The sequence below is a fragment of the Chryseobacterium panacisoli genome, assembly GCF_008274625.1.
GTDB lineage: Bacteria > Bacteroidota > Bacteroidia > Flavobacteriales > Weeksellaceae > Chryseobacterium > Chryseobacterium panacisoli.
Genome location: NZ_VTRU01000003.1, coordinates 482,031 through 504,024, shown reverse-complemented (window position 1 = coordinate 504,024; position 21,994 = coordinate 482,031). Strand labels below are relative to the sequence as shown.

The following is a 21,994-nucleotide window of genomic DNA, read 5'->3' as shown; positions in this document are numbered from 1 at the left end:
TTTAGACCCCTATAAAGCCTGGCTATGTTTTCTGTTTTGGATAATCCCAATCATACAGAGCTTTAAAATTCCGACAAGTATTGTTCTTAGTAGAAAAATAAAAGTTTAAAATATGGCTGCTCAAAAAGCAAAGACTGAATAAAAAATATTCAGGTCGTTACAGAAAACAAAGTATAGACTTGGTTATTTAATGTACAAATATACAACAATAAAATGAATTATCAGGTTTTAAATGATTGATTATCAGAAATGGTTTTACAGCAGATTTGCAGGGATACCTTTATAGTCTGAGTGTAAGACGATAATGAGAGCTGGAATAAGGGCATAAAAAAAATCCTCAGAACACTGAGGATTATAAAAAAATATATTATAAAAATGAAGTGGTGTATAATACGGCTGGAAAAGCATCAAATGTTATGCCTAAAACTGATGCGCAATAGTGAATTATATAACTTTGTTTAATAGGAAAGGGGTGTTTCAGGTCATATCTGGCTGGTAAATAGCATTCTATTAAAAAATGTTGTTTATATAAAAAAATATAAATGTTTCTGTCTTAGTTTACATTTAGAATCAGAATATCAGCAGATAGTCACTCTGCAGTTTTATAAAATTCCCGAAAACTTCACCATGCTGAGACCATTTTTATTATCCATCTTTGTCTCATTAACATTTAAAAATAAAATCGATGTCAACACAAAATGTAAAAGGAAAAGTTGTTTTAATTGCCGGGGGAGGTAAAAACCTTGGAGGACTTTTAAGTAGAGATTTTGCTGCGAAAGGAGCAAAACTGGCAATACATTATAACAGTGAAAGCTCAAAAGCAGATAGCGAAAAAACACTGGCTGAGGTACAGGCATTAGGAGCAGAAGCATTTCTGTTCCAAGGAGATCTTACCAAAGTAGACAATATTACAAAATTCTTTGATGAAACAATTTCCCGTTTCGGAGGGATTGATATTGCAATCAATACCGTAGGAATGGTACTGAAAAAACCATTTTCAGAGACTACAGAAGCAGAATACGATACCATGTTCAATGTCAATTCAAAATCAGCTTACTTCTTTTTGCAGGAGGCAGGTAAAAAACTGAACGATCACGGAAAAATCTGTACTATTGTCACTTCGCTGCTTGCCGCTTACACAGGATTGTATTCTACTTATGCGGGAGCAAAAGCACCTGTAGAGCATTTTACAAGAGCTGCTTCTAAAGAATTCGGAGCAAGGGGAATTTCTGTAACGGCTGTAGCACCTGGCCCAATGGATACTCCTTTCTTCTACGGACAGGAAACGGATGATGCCGTTGCTTACCATAAATCAGCCTCAGCATTAGGAGGACTTACAGATATTAAAGATATCGCTCCGCTGGTAGAATTTCTGGTAACGGAAGGCTGGTGGATTACCGGGCAAACCATTTTTGCTAACGGAGGATATACAACAAGATAATCTATCGGGTAATCTATAAAAAAACTCACTGAAAGCGTTTTCAGTGAGTTTTTTTATAGAAGAAATCAGGAATTAAGTGGTTTTTACCTTTCCTTTTTCCATTATACTTTTGATGATAAAGAATAAGCCGAGAAGAATAAAAGGAATACTTAGCAGCTGTCCCATATTCAGAATCATTCCGTGCTCGAATTCTACCTGGTCTACCTTGATGAACTCGATCAGAATTCTCATGATGAAGATCAGCAGAATACTGATTCCGAAATAAAATCCTTTTCCGATTTTAAATATGTTTTTTTTGTAAATAAAATACACAGAAAGGAAAATAATAAAATAAGAGATCGCTTCATAAAGCTGGGCAGGATGTCTCGGAAGATCATCTACCTGATGGAATATAAAAGCCCACGGAACATCCGTAGGAACTCCTATGATTTCAGAATTCATCAGATTGGCAAGCCTTATAAAAGTACCTCCCAGCGGAAGTACAATGGCTATAGCGTCTAAAACTGTCATGAATGGGATAGAAAATTTTCTCGCATAGATGAGAAGCATGATCACCAATCCGATACCTCCACCATGGCTGGCAAGTCCTGCAAATCCTGTAAAGTGGTAGGTTCCGTCCACTCCCTTCTGAATGGGCAGCAATATTTCAAGCGGATGCTGGGAATAATAATCAAAATCATAAAAAAGACAGTGTCCCAATCTGGCACCCACCAAAATTCCTATAAGTGCATAAGAGAATAAAGCTTCATGAGCCTGCGAACTAAGGCCTTCTTTTTTATAAATACGTTTTAAAATATTTAAACATAAAACCAGCCCTGCAAGAAATAGCAGCCCGTAATATTTTAAAGGAAATCCTAAGATATTGACGATTTCGGGATTCACATCCCAGTTGATATATAATAAATTCATTCCTGCAAAGATAAGAAAATAGGAATTTCTGAATTGAATGGAGGTGTTATGGTATTTTTTAATTTGATTTTCAGAATGCTGTGGGTTGGTTTTGTACATCAGATAAAATTCTGCTTCTGAGCATACGAAGTCTTTATCTTGAGTAAGAATGAACATAATTTAAAATGATTCTTGATGAAACATTTGGTAACTTTAGGGTGCCACCAAAACAAAAAACTATGCATCATCAGCTGGAGAAACATTATGTAAACAGGGTAGGCTGGCTTCGGGCAGCTGTATTGGGAGCGAATGACGGGTTGCTATCCACTACCAGCATTGTCATTGGAGTTGCGGCTGCAGAACCAGACCGGCATATCATTATTCTTGCGGCACTGGCAGGGATGATTGCAGGGGCTATGTCTATGGCAGCTGGGGAATATGTTTCCGTGAGTTCACAGGAAGATACCGAAAAAGCAGATTTGCTTCGTGAAAAACGTGAGCTTGAAGAAATGCCTGAAATAGAACTTAGAGAACTTGCCAAAGTGTATGAGAAACGAGGCTGCACCAAAGAAACAGCCATGCAGGTGGCCATTGAACTTACAGAACACGATGCATTGGGAGCACATGCCCGTGATGAATTAGGCATTAATGAAATAACGCAGGCGAAACCATTGCAGGCAGCGATGGCTTCATTCAGCTCATTTGCGGTAGGTGCCTTATTGCCGTTTAGCGTTTCTCTTTTGGCACCACTTAAACAAATGGTGTATTTCCAATACGGATTTTCAATTATATTTTTAATGCTTTTGGGAGCAATCTCTGCCAAAGCGGGAGGTTCCGGTATTAAAGTAGCCGTGTTGAGGATCTGTTTCTGGGGAACTGTTGCAATGGGAATTACAGCATTTGTAGGGCATGTTTTTGGGGTTAATATAGCGTAAAGTTTGTGAAAATTATGTACATTTTATATGCCTTAAAAAGTGTATTTTACATCACAAATTCAGATAAATGAAGAATATTTTTATTTTGTTTTTTGTGGTTGTTATGAATGCAATTGTTTGCGCTCAAAAAAATAGCTACACCTATTTTATGAAGACCTGGAATTTCATAAAATATTATCATCCTGATGTTGCCAGCGGAAAAAAAGATGCCGACAGCCTGTTTTTGATGACCATCGGAAAAGTGAACGAAAAAACAGATGAAAATACAATCATTAATCTTCTGTCAACAAACCTTAAAAATAAATTTTCCAGCGCTCCTGTTATTGATCATCCGAAAGATGTACTCTCTGTCAATCAAGACTTCAGATGGTATCAGAACAATAAAAAGGTCAGTTCAGAAAATAAAACTTTGCTGAATAATATCTACAGCCATAGATTCATTGCTGAAAATGAGCAGAAAGAGAAAGTTTCGGATTCTAAAATAGAAAAATTTAAAAAAGATGAAAATCTGCCGTTAGCATACCGTTTACTGGCATTGGCTAAATTGCAGGGTGCAATTGATTATCTTTATCCGCATAAATATCTGATGAATAAAAATGCTGAAGCTTATTTTTCAGATTTAACAGACCAAACTATTAGCTGTACTTCAAGAAAAGACTTCGAGATTATTCTGGCAAAAATAGTTTCTAAAATGGAGGATACCCATTCCTTCAGGTTTTATGATCAGCTGAATTATAAAAATGAAATTTTTCATAGATCATATTTTCCTCCTTTCGATTATGTGATATTCGATGATCATTTGCTGGTAACCTATCTTCTTTTGCCTGAGATCTGTTCCAAAGCTAATATTCATGTGGGAGATAGAATAACGGAGGTTAATGGTAAAAGTATCCGCCAGATTATTAAAGAAAAGAAAGAGTTACTGTCTGCTTCAAATTCTGAAACACTGTTGTACCTGATATCAGATTACCAGAGAAATCTGATCTGGCCTGATGATCAGCTCCGTAAAGATTTAAAAGTCGTGTCAAAAGATCATAAAACCTATCAAGCAGATACAGAGTTTATTAATTTTACAGACAAACAACAGCTAGCGATAGTAACAGAGTACATTCAAAATAAAATCCGCCTGAAGCAGCAGTACAAAATAGATCATAAAGATATCGCTTATTTTAAAATCAATGATGTTTTTGCTCTTACAAAGAATATTCCTGATGATAAACTGGATGATCATATGGATGCTGTCTTTAAAGAAGCTTCATCAAAAAGGGCTATTGTCTTTGACATGAGAGGATATCCGGATTGGGGTGGATTTGTATTCCATTATGTCTACAAATACTTCTCGCCTGTAGAGAACCATTTTGGAAAATACTATAAACCAAATGTAAAAAATACCGGAACCTATATTCCAATCAGTTATAAAGATTTTGGGACTTACTATTCTGATATTAAAAATAAAACCGTTCATCCATACAAAGGAAAGGTCTTCATGATTGTCAATCCCGAAACCTTAAGTATGAGCGAATGGAATACGATGAACCTTCAGAATGTTTTTCCTCAGGCCAAGACTATCGGCCAAAGAACAGCAGGAGCAGACGGTGATATCAGAACGTTGAAATTGCCTGCCGGATATAATCTGGAATTTACCGGCAATGGGATTTTTTATTATGACAATTCCCAAACTCAAAAAGTAGGTGTAAGGATCAATGAATTTATTAAGTATTCTGACGATGATATTATTCAGCAACGGGATCTGGAGCTTGAAACAGTTTTAAAAGTATTGAATTAGTTAAAAAAACAGATATTAGTTAAATAAAGAATAAACCACCTGCAAAATGCAGGTGGTCTTTTTGTATTAATAAATTAACCTCACATTTTATTTCATTAGAGGTCGTTATTACTTATTTAGAAATCTCTTTTCAACCAGGTGATAAAAAATGGTGGTTATAGGAATGATGATGATAAAAATAAATGCAAAAATCACCCATTGCCGGGCATCATTTGTGAGTTCAAAGTTTTTTAATAAATACAGGTTTATTAGTGCGAGGAAAGGACCATGTATAAGATATAGACTGTATGATATTTTTCCTAAAAATTCTAATGGTTTGCTTTCAAGGATAATGATTGATTTTCCTGTTGCTTTTTTGTAAGTGACTAATGAGTACAATAAAAAAGAGAAAGTGATCCCTGTAATTAATATCATTAAAAAGCCATTAACTTCTAACAGCGCGAATATTGCTAAACTTCCTATGAAAAGAATTACAGCTAACGGAACTAAAAATTTATTGATTGTTGTCTTTTTAAATGATAAATAACAACATATAACTCCCATGAAAAATAGAATTATAAATTCAGGTTTTGCCATTGGAATCAACTTTTTTAAGAATAATGCCAATAAAGCAAATATAATAAACGAGATATATTTATTAGTTCTTTTCCAAAGTATAAGCATGAGAGGAAAAAGCCAATAAATCTGCCATTCTGTAGCTATAGACCAATGTGCTCCATTGATCTTATAAACCCATGAAGAATTTAAATTATGAAATAATCCGATATGACTGATAACAGACCAAAAAGTGACAGGTATTTTACTATCCCAAGCTGTATTTTGTGCTGTTTGTAATAAGGGGAAACATAAAATCATTAATCCTGATAACAATAAAGCGATATAATAGGGCGGAATTAATCTTTTAGCTCTTCTACTGATATATCTTTTAAACCCTCCTTTTATTTCCATATTATTGTTAACCACTGGAATGGCAAGGCAAAAACCGGAAAGAACTATAAATATAGATACTGCCAAATGGCCAATTGATGTAGCTTTTTGTATAGAATGTAGAACCAAATCATCAGACCATTTAATATCGTGAGCTGCAGAATAGCCATTAAATAATAAAGAATGATACAAAACTACCCATAGCGCAGAAATTCCTCTTATCCCATCAAGAAACTCAAATCTTATCTTCATAAATAAACTTTCCGCAAAAGTAAATTAAAATCCTAAGCCGTGAAAAAATAATATTACTCTTAACTTTATTAATGATTTTGTTAGGCACCAAATCCGGAAGTATTTATTGTATGAATTTATAATGGTAAAATTGAAGAAGTTATTAATCTCGAAACGAGCAGAGTAGTGTAAAAAGTTATCCTTTTGACTATTATAAAATCAAAAACCTCTGAAAATCTAAAGATTTCAGAGGTTTTTTGTACCCAGGACCGGGATCGAACCGGTACTCCTAAGAACTGGTGTTTGAGACCAGCGCGTCTACCAATTCCGCCACCTGGGCTTGATGTTGAGTTCAAACGTGATGTTTGTTTCAAATTGGTGTGCAAATATAGGAACTTTTTTCAATGTTCAAAAGCTTTTTGAAGAAAAAAAATTAAAAGTTGAGTTCCAAACCATCGTAAGCAAGGTGTATTCCGGCCGGAAGCTGCTTATCTTCAATGTCATGCAATCCTAAATGATGGCTGATGTGTGTTAAAAATAATTTTTTCGGTTTTAGCTCTTCAAATAGTTTAATAACGTCCGGGAGAATAAAATGGGCAGGATGGGGATCAAATTTTCTTATACAGTTTAATATCAGGACATCCAGATTTTTCAGTTTTTCCTTTTCTGTTTCGGAAATGAATCCGGCATCTGTAATGTAGGCAAGGTTTTTAAATTTGTATCCAAAGACGGTAATTTTATAGTGAATCACTTCTACAGGAATGATTTCCGTATCAAGCACCTGAAAAGGTTTATTTTCAATTTCATGAAGTTCAAAAGCGGGTGCTCCGGGATACCTTACATCAGCAAAAGCATAAGGAAATCTGCTTTTAATTTCATGAGCAACCCTTGAGTAGCAGTAGAGGGGGACATCTTTTCCACTCTTAAAAATCAACGGACGCATATCATCAAGCCCGATTACATGATCATTATGTTCATGAGTAATCAGCGCAATATCTACGGTATGTTCGTGGTTGGTAAGCATTTGCTGCCTGAAATCCGGACCGCAGTCGATCAGTATTTTTTTATTTTCCTCCGTAGTCACCATCACGGAAGAACGCAAACGTTGGTCTTTGGGATTTTCAGAAGTACATACTTCACATGTACAGCCTATAACGGGTACACCTTGAGAAGTACCGGTTCCTAAAAATTTCAACTTCATTTTGTTTTGAGGTTGGTTTAATTTTGGTAAATTTACAAAAAATTTCATGTCCTAATGTATCAGAAACTAACTCCTAAACAAAAAGCATTAACAATTAATCTAGATCCTACTATTTATGGTACTTTCGCAGAAATTGGAGCAGGGCAGGAGACTGTTCGCCACTTTTTTAGAGCAGGGGGAGCTTCCGGTACGATTGCTAAGGCGATGTCTGCTTATGACAAAGATTTTAGTGATGCCATCTACGGAAAGGAAGTAAAAAACAGGTACGTTACCCAAAACAGGCTTCGCAAAATGCTTCGGTATGAAGTAGCTTTGATTGAAGAGAGAATTTCAAGAGATAATAATCCCGATAGAAAATTCTTTTCTTATGCCAATACGGTAACAACCATCAATTTTGACAAGACTGTAAAGGGCCACGGCTGGGTAGGAATTCGTTTTCAGACCAAAGAAAATGAAGATTACAATGAAATCGTGATTCATGTAAAATTCAAAGAAAATGATGCCACTCTTCAGCAGGAAACCTTAGGAAACCTTGGAGTGAATCTTATTTTCGGGGCTTTCAATTATTTTGACAATCCAAGAACTTTAGTAGAATCTTTATACGATGATGTTGCAAAAGACAACCTGGAAATTGATATGATCGATTTCAGTGGACCTGCCTTTGCTTATGTTGACAACAGACTGATGTCACTTCAGTTAGTGAAAAATGGAATGACCGATGCGGTGATTTTCAATTCTCAGGGCAGTAATATGCTTCCGGCAGATGTATTATATAAGAAGAATATTTTCGCGGTAAGAGGAAGTTTCAGACCGGTAACGAAAGTAAACATTGATATGCTTAAAAATGGGATGGATATGTTTTTCAAAGATGCTATCTGTACCCATGAAGAAACAGAAGTTCTTATTGAGATTACTATTTCCAATCTGAGAGCGGACGGAGATATTGACGAAAGAGATTTCCTTGACAGGGTTGATATTCTGGCTAAGCTGGGATACACCGTTATTATTTCGAACTTCTCTGAATATTACAGACTGATCGATTATTTCGCATCTTATACAAGTGGAGATATTGGTGTAGCGATGGGGGTAAACAACCTTTTGATGGTATTTGATGAGAAATACTATAAAGATCTGTCAGGGGGAATCCTTGAAGCATTCGGGAAATTTTTCAGAAACGGGATGAGAGTGTATCTGTATCCGTATAAAGATCCTGAAACGCATCAATTACTAGATTCTTCAAACCTGAAAGTAGAAGAAAACCTGAAAGAACTCTATAAATATTTCAAACACAACAATCGTATTGTAGATATCACGAACTATAATCCGGAGTTTTTGGAAATCTACTCAAGAGAAATATTGAGAAAAATAGCATGTTGTGTGAAAGGCTGGGAAACTCAGGTTCCGGAAGGCGTAGCAGAAATGATCAAAGAGCGTGGAATGTTCGGATATAAAGAAGAACTTTCCCTAAAACAATTCTCTTAAAATATAAATACAATGTCAGAATTAAAGAAAAGACTTTCCTCAATTCTTGAAAGTCCTAAACATAATACAGAAGAAAAACTAGAAAAAGTTTGCCACTTGTTGGATCAGGAAATCTCTTACTTCAACTGGACGGGTTTCTATTTCAAAAACGGTGATAAGGAAGAATTGATTTTAGGTCCTTACGTTGGAGCTCCTACTGATCATACCATTATTCCTTATGGTAAAGGAATTTGCGGACAGGTTGCAGTTTCCAATGAAACGTTTGTAGTGCCTGATGTGAACGAAGAAAGCAATTATTTAAGCTGCTCCATTGATACAAAAGCCGAGATTGTAGTTCCTATCTTTAAAGAAGGAAAGAACATCGGTCAGATTGATATTGATTCCCATACTGTAGATCCTTTCACGAAGGAGGATCGTGAACTATTAGAGTGGCTTTGTAATGAAGTTTCTAAAGTTTTATAATAGAATTTCAACCCAAATATAATATAGACTCCGGCTTTTATAGTCGGAGTTTTTTATGGATTATAAGTGGTAATGACAAACATGATTAAGGGTTCATCTCCTGTGTTTTCAATAGAATGATACCCGATAGAACTGATGGCTGTAATATCTCCTTTCTGAAGAACTTTCTTTCGTATGGATCCCTCAAGTCCGGTTCTTTCACGATATTCTCCAGTTCCATGGACGACAACATACAATTCCTGTTCATTTCTTTGATTGTGCGTATGAAACCCGGATTCATCACCCTTTTTCAATAAAACCATATACGCTGCCAGGCGATTGTTGGCTAATTCTTTCTGATCAAACATCTGCAGCATATATACAGTTCCTTTTCCACCGTACATATTTTGACGTTTATCCATTTGTATGATGGCTCGCTCATCCTTTTCAAAAGCCATTACATAAAGATTGATGTATTTTGAAACTTCCTGAATAACTTGATTGAATTCTGCTCCTTCAGATAATATAACGGTATCGGACATGTGAGTTTAATATTTAAAGTTTAATGTTTTAAAGTTTGAAATTGACGGTAAAAAATCAGCTTTGCTGCATCGGGTGAATCTCAGCCAATAATTCTTTAAAGTAATTCTCACATTTTGCAATATGAGTCCCATACCAGGAAAATGCTTCACCATCTACGATCATAATCTTTTTCTCGGGGTAAAAGGCCTGCAGTTCCTCAATATGTTTTTCTTTAAATGGAAACGGTTCAGAAGATAGCATGATCACATCTGCATCCGCAAGATCTTCAGTAGTGATCTGAGGATAACGGGTTTTGTCTTTGAAAATATTCTCAAAGCCAATCTCTGATAAAATTCTGTGAATAAAAGTATCTGAACCAATGGTCATATAAGGATTCCTCCATATCAGATAAGCTGTTTTTACAGGATTTTCTAACTTAGACTGACTCAGAATTTCATATATTTTAAGATTGAAAAGCTGGGCTTTCTCTTCTTTTCCCAAAAGTTGTCCGAGATTTTTAAGCAGGTAATAATTGTCCTCAATCGTTTCCACATTGGTCACGGTAACTTTAAATTCACCCATTAAAGCTTCTACCTGGTCTTTTACATTCTCTTCCTTATTGGCAAGAATGAGATCCGGCTGCAGCGCTTTTATTTTCTCGATATTGATATTCTTGGTGCCGCCGATTACTGATACATTTTTTATTTTATCCTGAGGATGAATGCAGAATTTTGTTCTCCCGATAACTTCATTTTCGGTGAGTCCAAGGTCAAATAAAGCCTCAGTAATAGAGGGTACAAGTGAAACGATTTTCATATTGGCATATTAGATGATGCCTAAAATTACAAAAGTTTTCCGGTTAAGAAAGCTCCGGCTACACTAAAATAGATAATAAGTCCTGTCACATCCACTAATGTTGCTACAAACGGAGCAGAAGAAGTGGCTGGGTCAAGATTTAATTTCTTTAAGACAAACGGGATCATAGAACCTGATAAGGTTCCCCACAGCACAATAGCAATCAGGGAAACGGAAACACTTAGTCCTACGTAAACCCAGTACTGGCCATAATCAAAAAGACCAATCTGCTGCCAAAGCATAATTCTTATAAACCCGATAACTCCCAAAATAGCCCCAAGACATAATCCGGAGATAATTTCCTTTTTCATGACGTACCACCAGTCTTTAAGACTGATCTCCTGAAGCGCCATTGCACGGATAATCAGCGTTGCTGCCTGCGATCCGGAGTTTCCTCCACTGGAGATAATCAAAGGAACAAATAATGCCAGTACAACAGCTTTTTCAATTTCTTTATCAAAATATCCCATTGCAGAAGCAGTCAGCATTTCCGAAACGAATAAGATAATCAGCCAGGTTGCTCTCTTTTTGATCATCTCAGTCCATGAGGTCTGGATATAAGGAAGATCCAATGCTTCCAATCCCCCGAATTTCTGAATATCTTCCGTATTCTGTTGCTCAATCTGATCCAGAATGTCGTCAATCGTAACAATTCCCACCAGCACGCCGGCTTCCGTAATAATGGGAAGAGCGCCACGGTCATACTTTTCAAAATAAGTTACCGCATCTTCTTTGGAAGTTGTAGTGGTAATCGCCACGAAATGATTGTCTGTGATATCAGAAACCAGTGTGTCTTCCTCTTCCAGCAATAAAGTTCCGATAGCAAGGTCATCAATCAGGCGGTTTCTTTCATCCACCACATACAGATAGTTCATGGTTTCTACTCTTTTCCCTACCTTTTTGATCTGCTGAAGACATCTCTTTACCGTCCATTCCTTACGGATCTGAATATAATAAGGAGTCATCAGACGGGCAATAGAGTCTGAATTGTACCCAAGAAGCTTCAAAGCGATTCTTCTTTCCTGAGGGTTAAGATGATTGATAGAATATTTGATAAGCTCATCCGGGAAATCCTCAAAAAGAGCAGTCCTGTCATCCGGAGTCATGGCATTCAGGATCTCAGAAACTTCATCGCTTCCGATACTTCTGATGGTATCTTCCTGAAAGTCAGGGTCCAGGTGTGAAAAAACCTCTGCTTTGTATTCTTTCGGAACCTTCAGGAACGCGAGCAGCCTCTCATCAGCAGGAAGTTCGCTGAGAGTTTCGGCAATATCGGCAGGGTTGAAGATAAGTTCGTCTCTAGAATTCAAAACGTGAAATTTTTTGGATATGCAAAAATAATTCAAATTTTTAAGACTGAGCAATAAAGTAGCAAAATTAAGGATTAATTAAAGTTTATCACTCCAGGATAAGGCCAAAAAAAACATCCGCCGAAGCGAATGTTAAAAAATTAAATTTTAAATTCCAATATTCTTTAAATTGGTTCACATTCCGAGGTAGGGATGTACGTGCAGACAGCATTTGTACAGCACTGGTAGGGTCCGCAATCTGAGTTGTCCCCACACTTTTTTATTCCGCTTCCTTTAATATTTTTTTGCTGCAGTCTGTTGAGCTTCTTAAGATTTGAATTTTTCATGGTAATCAAATATAGTAAGATTAAGGCTCTATCGGACAGTCATGATCCCAACATTCTCCGTTACAGCAATATCCCACAGAACATGGTCTGGTTATACTGCATCTGAAGGGGCCGATACCACCATTGATTTCTTTAGCAGCTTGTCTGCTGAGTTTCTTTAAATTTTTCATATAGTATAGATTTAATGTTAAACTAAAATAGTAAATATTTTCATATTATTCATTTGTAAGTGAAAATATTTTGATATAAATCAATGTTTTGTTTAATTTTTTAAATAAAAAACACCTGCGAATGCAGGTGTGTGTAATGATCATATATTATTCCAGAGGACACGGATTCACAACACAGATGTTATGACAACATGATCCGCCCGGACATTCGTAATGTTCTGTACATTTTTTGAAAGGTCCGCTGCCTTTGATTTCCTTTTGTACTTGTCTGCTGAGTTTTTTTAGATTTTTCATGAGTTTTGATTTTATGTGAGTTAGTTAAGTTTTTATATTCTATTCAAGACAGATGAACGGTGAACAAATACCATAGTAGCAATATCCTACAGTACACGGGTTGCTGTCACTGCATCTTTCAATGGATCCTCCATTGATTTGTTTTACTTTTTCTCGACTGAGTTTCTTTAGATTTTTCATAGGGTTTATATTTTAATTTTGAACTAAAATAGTAAAAAATATTTAATAATTCCTTATTTGGTGAAAATATTTAATTGTTATTCAGTTGTTTATGATGTATTTAAAGTAAAAAGCACTTATTTCATAGGTGTGAAAAAGTGCTTTATTTAACATGAAAATATTTATAATTCAGGGCATGGATATACTACACATACTCTGTGACAGCATGATCCGCCCGGACATTCAAAATGATATTGGCATTTCTGAAGACGTATGATACTTCCTGAGATTTCTTTCAGGCTGCTTCTGCTCAGTCTTTTTAAATTTGAATTTTTCATAATAATTTAGATTTAAGATCAAACTAAACTAATGAAAGTATTCAAATTGTTGATATATAGGTAGATATTCTGCAGGATAAAGGCTATGAAAGAATTATGAATTGTGAATTTTTCTGATCCAGCTAATTGATCTGAAGAGTAAAAATTCACAATTGACTTGCGAAGCAAAATTGACCATTGATTATCAAAGGTCTTATATTCCAACTTTAAACTTTAAACTCAAAGCACTGCTTCCGTTGACTTCAGCTTTCTGAGCTTTTTTATGATTCCCTTTATGGCTCCTTCGGTTCCTATTTTAACAGAGTTTACTGTTGAACCCAGCAGGCGCATATTTTTTCGGTAAGTATCATAGTCTGTTTCCGTGACAAGATTTCCGTCGGGGCCAAAAAGTTTCATGCTGACAACTACCTGATTGGAGAAAACATATTTTCCCAGGCCTACTTTGAAATATCGTACTTTGGAAACAATCGCAAAATCAGCATCATTATTGAGGCAGTAATCTGCGATAGTCTGTTTATCTATGCTGTCAAAGGAAACCTGAACTTCTGCCCGGAGCATTTTATTTTTTCTGCTGCTGAAATTATCGGAAACAGCATCAAAAAATGCATTGTTGGTGGGATCTTTTATCTCATCAACATCAGGCTCTACTTCGGGATTGAAGTACAGAACTTTTTTTATTTTGTCATCAGCCGCTTTCTGAGCTTTTACCGAAGTAATGCCGATCAATAAAAAAGTAGTAACCGCTGTAAAGAATATAATTTTTTTCATTTGTAATTCGAATGCAAAATTACTGCCTTTTCGTTGGATTGCATAAAATTTATTAAGAAATTTTTAACATTTTTTTCTATCAAATTTGATTTATGAAATCAATAATGTTTGCAGAATCAAAAAATAGTCGTAATTTTGCACCCGTTACATAATAATCATTAAACAATATTGGAATGTACTTAACAACAGACAAAAAGCAGGAAATTTTCGCACAACATGGAAAATCTGCACAAGACACAGGAAGCGCAGAAGGACAAATTGCTCTTTTCACTTTCAGAATCAATCACTTATCTCAGCACTTAAAGGCTAACCGTCATGATTTCAACACAGAGAGATCTCTAGTGAAATTGGTAGGTAAGAGAAAAAGTTTACTAGATTACCTTAAAAAGAAAGATATCGCAAGATATAGAGCTATTATTGCTGCATTAGGTTTAAGAAAATAATCTATAAAGATTTTCAAAATAAAAAGCAACTTCGAAAGAGGTTGCTTTTTTATTTTAATGTACCCACACTTAAGTTTTTGAAAGCCTTTGATTTTCATGTGATAATAAAAGAGTATTTAGATTCCTGCGGAATGACACAATTCAAATAGAGTTTTATCCATTCAATGGGTCATTCCGTAGGAATCCAGCCCTTGTTATCCGTAAATAATTTTAGAATAGGTTCAACGACAACAAATATTACAGTTAAAGGTGCAAAATTCCCATCCTCTGGAGAGCGGCGAAAATTCTTTGAATTTTTGACGGGATGGTTTATAGAAATAATAATTTACCCAGATTTCTTTCCAATCTTCCCCAAATGGGTATTCTGAAAGCTATCCGGATACTTCAATCCATAGCCCAGAATTCTGTCAAAAGCTGAATGAGAAAATAAAATAGCTCCTGTTACCTGCAAATAGGGTAGAGATAGAGCTGTTCCAACCAAATAAACAATGACAGCTACTCCAAAATGATGGAAGAGATTATAGAAAAATGCTCCAACTTTGGTATTCACCGTATATCCCAGCATTGAAATGTCCGGCGCAAGGAATAGCCCTGCAAACCACCACCATGAATATCCCGTTTGGGCAAAAGCATAGATCCCTAATAACAGAAATGCTGCGTATTCAAGCTTTAATTGTATTTTCATAATAATTTTATGTTAATCCATTAGATAAGTTTCTTTTTACAATGAAAAGTTACATTTTAAGATCGAAAAAGAAAGCGGAACACCTTTAAGATATTCCGCTTATATATTTTGATATAATTGATTTTAATGTCCTGATTTGGCTTCAGTACTTTCCACATGACCCAGATATTTGGTGCAGTAAGCTCCAAATATGAGAATTACCAGATAGCAGAATACAGGGATGATAAACGAATGCTGTACTCCAAACTGATCTGCAAGATATCCCTGAAAAATAGGAACAATAGCTCCTCCTAAAATAGCCATTACAACCAGTGAAGAACCTTGGCTCGTATATTTCCCCAATCCTGAGATTGCCAGGGTATAAATATTCGAGAACATAATAGAGTTGAAAATTCCGATTCCTAAAATGCTATACATAGCCAATTCTCCATGATTGACCATAGCTGAAATCAGTAATACGACATTGATTGCTGCGAAGATGGATAAAGTTCTTGCCGGAGCCGCTTTACCCACGAAAAAGGCAATGAAATTCAGAACGATAAATACAAGGAAAAAGCTGATCTGAGAGAAGGTAAGGTTCACTATGCTAAAGATAACAAGGAAAACTGCTCCTGCTGCCCCCAGCATATAAACGGCCTTTTTACTCTGGCTTAAAGATTGGTTCAAAGAAATGGCTCCAAGAAAACGGCCGATCATGGCTCCGCCCCAATACAGAGAAAGATAGTTTTTGCTGATAATTTCATTAAATCCCATAATCTGCGGCTGTTCCAGGAAACTGATAATAAAACTTCCTACAGCAACTTCTCCGCCTACATAGCAGAACATTGCAAATACTCCGAATTTCAGGTGGCTGAATTCAAGAGCTCCCCAGCCTTTTACGACTTCTTCTTCACCCATCTGGAATGAAGGAAGTTTAACTCTTGAAATCAACAGAGCTACCAATAAAAGAATTCCTGCGAAAATAAGGTAAGGAATTCTCGTTGCTACTGCACTGAATGACCCATCCGGAGAAGAGAAAAATTCAAAAATAAGGTGACCCCCAAGCACAGGAGCAATCGTAGTTCCGAATGCATTGAATGCCTGTGTCATATTCAGCCGGCTGGAAGCAGATTCTTCACTTCCCAATAACGAAACATACGCATTGGCAGTGATCTGCAATACCGTAAAGCCAAGTCCTAAAATAAATAAAGCTCCTAGAAATAATGGATAATACGAGAAAGTAGCTGCCGGATAAAACAGGACGCAGCCAAAAGCCGCCAGAAAAATTCCGAACAGAATTCCTTTTTTATACCCTAATTTATTGATAGGATCTCCCTTCGTAATAGAGATCAGGAAATAAATAAGCGATCCGATAAAGTAAGCCCCGAAAAAACAGAACTGTACCAGCATGGATTCGAAAAAGGTAAGATTGAAAAGTTGTTTCAGATAAGGGATCAGGATGTCATTCATACAGGTGATGAATCCCCACATAAAAAACAGCAGGGTGATGGTAATGAGTGGTACCGTATAATTCCTGCTTTGCGATTGTACTTCTTTATTAATCATAAACATTTATTTATCTGTATAAGGATAAGTCCTTAACTTTTTTTGCCTACAGCATTGTATTTTGTGAAGTAAGGCAAATATAGGGATCAACCTATGTTTTTGCAATAATTTTAATGGTTTTTATAATGAAATGTATACTTTTTTTAAATTCAGAATACTATTTTCATTTTTTGAGACAATAATACAAAAACAACAGCATTTTTCAATACATTATCTTCAGAAAAACGCATTTAAATAATGAATAAGTTGAGAGTACAGCTAGAAATTTTGAATCTTTCATCAACTGATAGCCAATTTTTTGTATTTTGACAGCCTATTTATGCAAGTGAAAAATTTAATATTTCATTATTATATAGTACCTTTGCACACGAAATTTAAAGAGTTTAAATATTAATTCATACTCAATACGGAGTATTAAGAAGACAAATTTATGAGTATACCTCAAGCGTTTACAGAAATGATTACTCTTGCAGATGGCAGAGAAATCACTATCGAAACAGGGAAATTGGCCAAGCAGGCTGACGGATCTGTGGTAGTAAAAATGGGTGGAACAATGCTTTTAGCAACCGTTGTAGCCAATAAAGAAGCAAATCCTGGTGTAGATTTTTTACCATTAACAGTTGATTACAGAGAAAAATTCTATGCAGGTGGAAGAATTCCTGGAAACTTCTTCCGTAGAGAAGCAAGACCTTCTGATCAGGAAATTTTAACGATGCGTTTGGTGGACAGAGTTTTACGTCCGCTTTTCCCAGAAGATTTTCACGCTGAAGTTCAGGTGATGATTTCATTAATTTCTTATGACGGAAAAACAATTCCTGATGATTTAGCAGGTTTGGCAGCTTCTGCAGCCATTGCTATTACAGATATTCCTTTCAACGGACCAATGTCTGAAGTAAGAGTGGTAAGATTTGACGGAGTGCTTTCTATCAATCCAAGTTACGAAGAATTGAAAAATTCTGAACTGGATATCATGGTAGGAGCTACTAAAGACTCTATCGTAATGGTAGAAGGTGAAATGAAAGAAATTTCTGAGCAGGAAATGTTGGAAGCTATCAATTTTGGTCATGCTGAAATTAAAAAGCAAATCGAAGCTCAGGAGAGATTAGCAGAAAAAGTAGGAAAAGCTTTCCCTAAGAGAGAATATTCTCATGAAAATCACGACGAAGAAATTCGTGAAAAAGTATGGAAAGAAACTTATGATAAAGTATATGAAGTAGCAAGAACTCCATCTGGAAAAGAGGAGAGAGGAGAGAAATTCAAAGCCGTTCGTGAAGAATTCCTTGCTCAATATGCTGATAATGAAGAAGAATTGGAAAGAGTAACACCTTTCGTAAAAGTATATTATCACGATGTAGAGAAAGAAGCAATGCGTCAGATGATTCTTGAAGACAATATCCGTCTTGATGGCCGTGATCCTCAAACGATCCGTCCTATCTGGTCAGAAATTGATTACCTTCCGGGAGCTCACGGTTCTGCAGTGTTTACAAGAGGTGAAACTCAGTCTTTAACAGCCGTAACTTTAGGTTCTGTGAAAGATGCAAACATGGTAGACAGCGTAATCACGCAGCACGACGAAAAATTCTTCTTACACTATAACTTCCCTCCGTTCTCTACAGGTGAAGCAAGACCTTTAAGAGGAACTTCAAGAAGAGAGGTAGGACACGGTAATCTTGCTCAGAGAGCATTACAGGCTGTAATTCCTGAAGAAAATCCATATACCATCAGAATTGTTTCTGATATCCTTGAATCAAACGGTTCATCATCAATGGCAACAGTTTGTGCAGGAACACTGGCACTAATGGATGCCGGGGTAAAGATTACAAAACCTGTTTCAGGTATTGCAATGGGATTGATCACGGATGCAAAATCTGGTAAATTCACTGTACTTTCTGATATCTTAGGAGATGAAGACCACCTTGGAGATATGGACTTTAAAGTAACAGGTACTGCAGATGGTATCACTGCTTGTCAGATGGATATTAAAATTCAGGGACTTTCTATGGATATCATGGAAAAAGCTTTGATGCAGGCTAGAGATGGAAGATTACACATCTTAAATAAAATCACTGAAACAATCTCTGAACCAAGAGCAGACGTGAAGCCTCACGCTCCGAAAATGGTAGTAATGGAAATCTCTAAAGACTTCATTGGTGCTGTAATCGGGCCTGGAGGAAAGATCATTCAGCAGATGCAGAAAGATACGGATACCGTGATTGCTATTGAAGAAGTAGGGGAAATCGGACGTATCGAGATTGCAGGAACAGACAGAGAGAAAATTAATGCTGCTGTTGCTAAGATTAATGAAATTACTTTCGTACCGGTTGTAGGTGAAGTTTACAAAGGTAAAGTAGTGAAAGTAATGGACTTCGGTGCATTTGTAGCGATTGCTAAAGGAACAGAAGGGCTTCTTCACATTTCTGAAATTGAATGGGCTCGTCTTGACAAAGTTCCTTATGCTGAAGGTGATGAAGTAGAAGTGAAGTTCATGGGTTATGATGACCGTAAGAAAATGAAACTTTCAAGAAAAGTTCTTTTACCAAGACCTCCAAGACCGGAAGGACAAGGGAGACCAGAAGGGCAAAGAAGACCTGAAGGACAAGGAAGACCTGAGGGACAGAGAAGACCTGAAGGACAAAAGCCACAAGGTGAAAGACCAGTGGAAAACGAAACTCCTTCTAACGAAGCTTAATAAGATTCATTCTTAAACATAAAAAATCCCTCAATTTTGAGGGATTTTTGCTTTTTATGTCATTGCGAAATGCAAAGCATTGAAGCAATCTCACTTTTTAAAATTCAAAGATTGTTTAGCTTGCAATGACTGTGGTTATTAACTTCCAATTCTCTGTTTCAGATCCTCAGCGCCTCCCGTTTTTCTGGGCTGCCCGTTTTTAGAAGATCCGAAATTGTAGGTGTAAGAAAGTGTTACCACACGCGTATCTCTTTTTACTGCAAAGTTTTCAAGATAATCATTATAAACGGTTTGTCCTTTTATATTGCTGGTAAAGAACATATCGGTGAAGGCCAGCTTCAGCGTACTATTGTTTTTGAATTTCTTCTGCGCTCCGATATTCAGATACCAGTTAGGACTTACATTCAGATAAGCGTAAATTTCTCTTGCTTTGTAATTTCCGGTAAGCTCAGCAGTGAAGCCATTTCCCAGCTTGAATGAATTGATGCTGTTGATACTAAAGGTAAAGTTTCCTTTGTTATTGATCTGTGTTCCTGAAACATTTCCGGTATATGATCCATAGTAGAAATTAGCACTGTTGTTCATATCCCACCATTTGGTCACCTTTACAGGCGCAATAAGATTTAACCCGAAATAAGATACAGAATTTAAATTTTCAATGGTTTGTACCGTAACTACCTGTCCGTTTTCTACCACAGGTTTAAGGATATCTGTGATATTATTAGAGGTCTTGCTATAGCTCAATGTTGCAAAATATTTGTTGCTCAGGCTGTAAGTCAGTTCATAGTTCATTGTGGTCTGTGCATTCAGGTCAGGATTTCCTGCCTTAAGAGTGGTGGGGTCAAGATAAAACTTAAACGGATTCAGCTGGTTGTAGCTGGGTCTTGTGATTCTTCTGCTGAAATTAACTTCAAGGTTGCTTTTATCGGTCAGGTCATAAGAAAAAACAGCGCTTGGAAATAATTGTGTATAATTTCTTTTGTTAATTTGGTTCGTGGTAATCTGAGTTCCTTTTACATTGGTGTTTTCCATTCTTAATCCTGCTGTCGCTTTGAATTTTTCCCATTTTTTAGAGACATTTCCATATACCGCATTAATATTTTCTTCATAAATAAAATGATTGGTTTTAGAAAGATCCGGGATCAGAATTCCGGAACTTGCATTGAAAAACTTAAGATCATTGTCTGTTTTTACAAAGCTGGTTTTAATGCCCGTTTCCAGCTTCCATTCATGTTTAAAATTCTTGGTAAGATCAGATTTTAAGGAATAGATATTCAGTTTTCCATCCATATCACCTTTTATGATGTCCAGATTATCCGTTCCGCTGGCTATTTCATGCGTTTGGGTATCAAAACTTTGGAGTGAGGAATTTGCATAGTTAATGTAATCAAAGTCCGTAGAGATTTCAGAGCCTAAAGAATCAATGGTGTATTTATGATTAAGGTTAAATGAAAGATTGGTCCAGCGGTCATTTGACCTGTTGACAGTGGTGAATGAGCTTTCGGGAAGATGATTGCTTCCCAGTGTCACATTGGAATTATCTCCGTTCACATTGAATTTGTTTGAAACCAACCCTACAGAAAAGCCAAGCACATTTTTATCATTCAGATAATAATCCATTCCTGCTTTGGCCACATGGCTGTTGAATTTAAATTTCAGATAATTATCCTGTACATATGCTTTTTTGAAACTGTTGGCTTCATAGAAGTTTCTGTCCAGTACCAGACCATTGTAAGCTTCCCTGTAGGCAAAGCTGTAATTTCCGAAAATATTGATTTTCTTATTTCGGTGGTTAATGCTGAAACTGTTATTATTCTTGATATATTTACCCGTTCCTAAAGACGTGGAAACACTTCCGTTGGTTCCTTTTCTCTGTTCCTTTTTAAGCTTAATATTAATGATGGCAGATCCCGCTGCATCATATTTGGAAGATGGGTTGGTAATGAATTCTATCTTTTCAATCGTGGAGGATGGTATTCCCTTAAGGTAATTGGCAAGATCAGTTCCGGTCATTGGTGTATTTTTGCCGTCAATCTGTATCAGAAGATTTCCCTTTCCGCGCAGGCTTATATTATCATTATTGTCAATACTCACTCCCGGAGCTTTTTCCAATACTTCAAAAGCGGAGTTTCCGGTGCTGGCAATGCTGTTTTCAACATTCATGATCATTTTCCCATCCTGTCTTTCAATAAGAGGTTTGGTTTTGGTGATGGTTACGCCTTCTATAGATTTTACATTCAGGTCTATGGAAGGGAGCGCCATGTTTTCAGCCAATGAAATATTTTCTGAATGATAGACTTCAGTACCGTTTCTGTTGATCTTTATCTGATAAGTTCCTTGTTTTAAGTCATTAAAATTAAACTTACCATTACTATCTGCAATTTCTGTTTTGATTAACCGATGTTCTGAATTAAAGAGACTGATCTCCATCTGCTCGGCTTTGCCGGATTGTATATTTCCTGACAAAGACAAACTCTGTGCGGTTTGCTGGGCAGTATATCTGCTGCTGAACGAGGTCAGTATGCAGATAAAAATAAATGAGAGTATTCTGGTCATAG

The 21,994-nt window shown here is 36.3% G+C and carries 21 protein-coding genes and 1 tRNA gene; 7 read left to right on the top strand and 15 right to left on the bottom strand.

Features of this window, described 5'->3' with window-relative positions:
* Nucleotides 1-685 precede the first annotated feature (685 nt).
* Nucleotides 686-1,441 (top strand): SDR family oxidoreductase, encoded by a 756-nt coding sequence (locus FW781_RS15330; RefSeq protein WP_149388223.1) that lies wholly within the window; start codon nucleotides 686-688, stop codon nucleotides 1,439-1,441.
* Nucleotides 1,442-1,513: 72 nt separating this feature from the next.
* Here the strand turns inward: FW781_RS15330 and lgt are convergent, their stop codons facing one another.
* A complete protein-coding gene (lgt, locus tag FW781_RS15325; RefSeq protein WP_449386659.1) occupies nucleotides 1,514-2,506 on the bottom strand; it encodes a prolipoprotein diacylglyceryl transferase in 993 nt (330 codons plus the stop codon).
* A 62-nt stretch (nucleotides 2,507-2,568) separates the two neighbouring features.
* Here lgt and FW781_RS15320 point away from each other — a divergent pair, with 62 nt between their 5' ends.
* Both FW781_RS15320 and FW781_RS15315 read left to right on the top strand, forming a co-directional pair.
* The gene (locus tag FW781_RS15320) at nucleotides 2,569-3,264 is read left to right on the top strand and encodes a VIT1/CCC1 transporter family protein (RefSeq protein ID WP_149388222.1); all 696 of its coding nucleotides are present in this window, start codon (nucleotides 2,569-2,571) and stop codon (nucleotides 3,262-3,264) included.
* Nucleotides 3,265-3,412: 148 nt separating this feature from the next.
* Entirely contained in the window at nucleotides 3,413-5,050 is a 1,638-nt protein-coding gene (locus FW781_RS15315) for a S41 family peptidase (RefSeq protein WP_172625735.1), read from the top strand.
* A gap of 108 nt (nucleotides 5,051-5,158) precedes the next feature.
* On the opposite strand, the gene FW781_RS15310 is transcribed toward FW781_RS15315, so the two are convergent.
* The 3 genes from FW781_RS15310 to FW781_RS15300 form a co-directional block, all read right to left on the bottom strand.
* On the bottom strand, nucleotides 5,159-6,229 hold the full coding sequence (locus tag FW781_RS15310) for an acyltransferase family protein (protein ID WP_149388220.1): 1,071 nt from the start codon (nucleotides 6,227-6,229) through the stop codon (nucleotides 5,159-5,161).
* 239 nt (nucleotides 6,230-6,468) lie between these two features.
* Nucleotides 6,469-6,548, bottom strand: a tRNA-Leu gene (locus tag FW781_RS15305).
* Between the two features lie 93 nt (nucleotides 6,549-6,641).
* Nucleotides 6,642-7,409, bottom strand: coding sequence for an MBL fold metallo-hydrolase (locus FW781_RS15300; protein ID WP_149388219.1), 768 nt, complete (start codon nucleotides 7,407-7,409; stop codon nucleotides 6,642-6,644).
* A 54-nt stretch (nucleotides 7,410-7,463) separates the two neighbouring features.
* Between FW781_RS15300 and FW781_RS15295 the strand changes: the two genes are divergently transcribed.
* A complete protein-coding gene (locus FW781_RS15295; protein ID WP_105683909.1) occupies nucleotides 7,464-8,891 on the top strand; it encodes a nicotinate-nucleotide adenylyltransferase in 1,428 nt (475 codons plus the stop codon).
* A 12-nt stretch (nucleotides 8,892-8,903) separates the two neighbouring features.
* A complete protein-coding gene (locus tag FW781_RS15290) occupies nucleotides 8,904-9,353 on the top strand; it encodes a GAF domain-containing protein (protein ID WP_149388218.1) in 450 nt (149 codons plus the stop codon).
* A gap of 53 nt (nucleotides 9,354-9,406) precedes the next feature.
* On the opposite strand, the gene FW781_RS15285 is transcribed toward FW781_RS15290, so the two are convergent.
* The 8 genes from FW781_RS15285 to FW781_RS15270 form a co-directional block, all read right to left on the bottom strand.
* Nucleotides 9,407-9,874, bottom strand: coding sequence for a cupin domain-containing protein (locus tag FW781_RS15285; RefSeq protein ID WP_149388217.1), 468 nt, complete (start codon nucleotides 9,872-9,874; stop codon nucleotides 9,407-9,409).
* A gap of 55 nt (nucleotides 9,875-9,929) precedes the next feature.
* Nucleotides 9,930-10,670, bottom strand: a complete 741-nt coding sequence (locus tag FW781_RS15280) for an ABC transporter substrate-binding protein (RefSeq protein ID WP_149388216.1) — start codon at nucleotides 10,668-10,670, stop codon at nucleotides 9,930-9,932.
* Between the two features lie 26 nt (nucleotides 10,671-10,696).
* Nucleotides 10,697-12,019: a magnesium transporter gene (mgtE, locus tag FW781_RS15275; RefSeq protein ID WP_149388215.1), complete on the bottom strand. Its 1,323-nt coding sequence runs from the start codon at nucleotides 12,017-12,019 to the stop codon at nucleotides 10,697-10,699.
* Between the two features lie 346 nt (nucleotides 12,020-12,365).
* On the bottom strand, nucleotides 12,366-12,515 hold the full coding sequence (locus FW781_RS22495) for a bacteriocin-like protein (protein WP_156121080.1): 150 nt from the start codon (nucleotides 12,513-12,515) through the stop codon (nucleotides 12,366-12,368).
* A 147-nt stretch (nucleotides 12,516-12,662) separates the two neighbouring features.
* On the bottom strand, nucleotides 12,663-12,809 hold the full coding sequence (locus FW781_RS22490) for a bacteriocin-like protein (RefSeq protein WP_172625734.1): 147 nt from the start codon (nucleotides 12,807-12,809) through the stop codon (nucleotides 12,663-12,665).
* A 39-nt stretch (nucleotides 12,810-12,848) separates the two neighbouring features.
* Complete coding sequence (locus tag FW781_RS22485) at nucleotides 12,849-12,989, bottom strand: bacteriocin-like protein (RefSeq protein ID WP_172625733.1); 141 nt, start codon at nucleotides 12,987-12,989, stop codon at nucleotides 12,849-12,851.
* Between the two features lie 161 nt (nucleotides 12,990-13,150).
* Nucleotides 13,151-13,306 carry a hypothetical protein gene (locus FW781_RS22480; RefSeq protein ID WP_172625732.1) on the bottom strand — a complete coding sequence of 52 codons (156 nt, stop codon included), beginning with the start codon at nucleotides 13,304-13,306 and terminating at the stop codon, nucleotides 13,151-13,153.
* A 219-nt stretch (nucleotides 13,307-13,525) separates the two neighbouring features.
* Entirely contained in the window at nucleotides 13,526-14,074 is a 549-nt protein-coding gene (locus FW781_RS15270) for a pyruvate decarboxylase (RefSeq protein WP_149388214.1), read from the bottom strand.
* A 173-nt stretch (nucleotides 14,075-14,247) separates the two neighbouring features.
* Between FW781_RS15270 and rpsO the strand changes: the two genes are divergently transcribed.
* Nucleotides 14,248-14,517 (top strand): 30S ribosomal protein S15, encoded by a 270-nt coding sequence (rpsO, locus tag FW781_RS15265; RefSeq protein WP_045494446.1) that lies wholly within the window; start codon nucleotides 14,248-14,250, stop codon nucleotides 14,515-14,517.
* Between the two features lie 325 nt (nucleotides 14,518-14,842).
* On the opposite strand, the gene FW781_RS15260 is transcribed toward rpsO, so the two are convergent.
* A complete protein-coding gene (locus tag FW781_RS15260; RefSeq protein ID WP_149388213.1) occupies nucleotides 14,843-15,202 on the bottom strand; it encodes a DUF4260 domain-containing protein in 360 nt (119 codons plus the stop codon).
* Between the two features lie 123 nt (nucleotides 15,203-15,325).
* Nucleotides 15,326-16,747: a sugar MFS transporter gene (locus FW781_RS15255; RefSeq protein ID WP_149388212.1), complete on the bottom strand. Its 1,422-nt coding sequence runs from the start codon at nucleotides 16,745-16,747 to the stop codon at nucleotides 15,326-15,328.
* A 430-nt stretch (nucleotides 16,748-17,177) separates the two neighbouring features.
* Between FW781_RS15255 and FW781_RS15250 the strand changes: the two genes are divergently transcribed.
* A complete protein-coding gene (locus FW781_RS15250; protein ID WP_149388211.1) occupies nucleotides 17,178-19,436 on the top strand; it encodes a polyribonucleotide nucleotidyltransferase in 2,259 nt (752 codons plus the stop codon).
* A gap of 138 nt (nucleotides 19,437-19,574) precedes the next feature.
* On the opposite strand, the gene FW781_RS15245 is transcribed toward FW781_RS15250, so the two are convergent.
* Complete coding sequence (locus tag FW781_RS15245) at nucleotides 19,575-21,992, bottom strand: TonB-dependent receptor (protein ID WP_149388210.1); 2,418 nt, start codon at nucleotides 21,990-21,992, stop codon at nucleotides 19,575-19,577.
* Nucleotides 21,993-21,994 lie beyond the last annotated feature (2 nt).

What these genes read in the sequence shown, in the direction of transcription:
- FW781_RS15330 (WP_149388223.1), top strand. Translation starts at nt 686, where the DNA reads ATGTCAACACAAAATGTAAAAGGAAAAGTTGTTTTAATTGCCGGGGGA.
- lgt (WP_449386659.1), bottom strand. Translation starts at nt 2,506, where the DNA reads ATGTTCATTCTTACTCAAGATAAAGACTTCGTATGCTCAGAAGCAGAA.
- FW781_RS15320 (WP_149388222.1), top strand. Translation starts at nt 2,569, where the DNA reads ATGCATCATCAGCTGGAGAAACATTATGTAAACAGGGTAGGCTGGCTT.
- FW781_RS15315 (WP_172625735.1), top strand. Translation starts at nt 3,413, where the DNA reads ATGAAGACCTGGAATTTCATAAAATATTATCATCCTGATGTTGCCAGC.
- FW781_RS15310 (WP_149388220.1), bottom strand. Translation starts at nt 6,229, where the DNA reads ATGAAGATAAGATTTGAGTTTCTTGATGGGATAAGAGGAATTTCTGCG.
- FW781_RS15300 (WP_149388219.1), bottom strand. Translation starts at nt 7,409, where the DNA reads ATGAAGTTGAAATTTTTAGGAACCGGTACTTCTCAAGGTGTACCCGTT.
- FW781_RS15295 (WP_105683909.1), top strand. Translation starts at nt 7,464, where the DNA reads ATGTATCAGAAACTAACTCCTAAACAAAAAGCATTAACAATTAATCTA.
- FW781_RS15290 (WP_149388218.1), top strand. Translation starts at nt 8,904, where the DNA reads ATGTCAGAATTAAAGAAAAGACTTTCCTCAATTCTTGAAAGTCCTAAA.
- FW781_RS15285 (WP_149388217.1), bottom strand. Translation starts at nt 9,874, where the DNA reads ATGTCCGATACCGTTATATTATCTGAAGGAGCAGAATTCAATCAAGTT.
- FW781_RS15280 (WP_149388216.1), bottom strand. Translation starts at nt 10,670, where the DNA reads ATGAAAATCGTTTCACTTGTACCCTCTATTACTGAGGCTTTATTTGAC.
- FW781_RS22495 (WP_156121080.1), bottom strand. Translation starts at nt 12,515, where the DNA reads ATGAAAAATTTAAAGAAACTCAGCAGACAAGCTGCTAAAGAAATCAAT.
- FW781_RS22490 (WP_172625734.1), bottom strand. Translation starts at nt 12,809, where the DNA reads ATGAAAAATCTAAAAAAACTCAGCAGACAAGTACAAAAGGAAATCAAA.
- FW781_RS22485 (WP_172625733.1), bottom strand. Translation starts at nt 12,989, where the DNA reads ATGAAAAATCTAAAGAAACTCAGTCGAGAAAAAGTAAAACAAATCAAT.
- FW781_RS22480 (WP_172625732.1), bottom strand. Translation starts at nt 13,306, where the DNA reads ATGAAAAATTCAAATTTAAAAAGACTGAGCAGAAGCAGCCTGAAAGAA.
- FW781_RS15270 (WP_149388214.1), bottom strand. Translation starts at nt 14,074, where the DNA reads ATGAAAAAAATTATATTCTTTACAGCGGTTACTACTTTTTTATTGATC.
- rpsO (WP_045494446.1), top strand. Translation starts at nt 14,248, where the DNA reads ATGTACTTAACAACAGACAAAAAGCAGGAAATTTTCGCACAACATGGA.
- FW781_RS15260 (WP_149388213.1), bottom strand. Translation starts at nt 15,202, where the DNA reads ATGAAAATACAATTAAAGCTTGAATACGCAGCATTTCTGTTATTAGGG.
- FW781_RS15255 (WP_149388212.1), bottom strand. Translation starts at nt 16,747, where the DNA reads ATGATTAATAAAGAAGTACAATCGCAAAGCAGGAATTATACGGTACCA.
- FW781_RS15250 (WP_149388211.1), top strand. Translation starts at nt 17,178, where the DNA reads ATGAGTATACCTCAAGCGTTTACAGAAATGATTACTCTTGCAGATGGC.
- FW781_RS15245 (WP_149388210.1), bottom strand. Translation starts at nt 21,992, where the DNA reads ATGACCAGAATACTCTCATTTATTTTTATCTGCATACTGACCTCGTTC.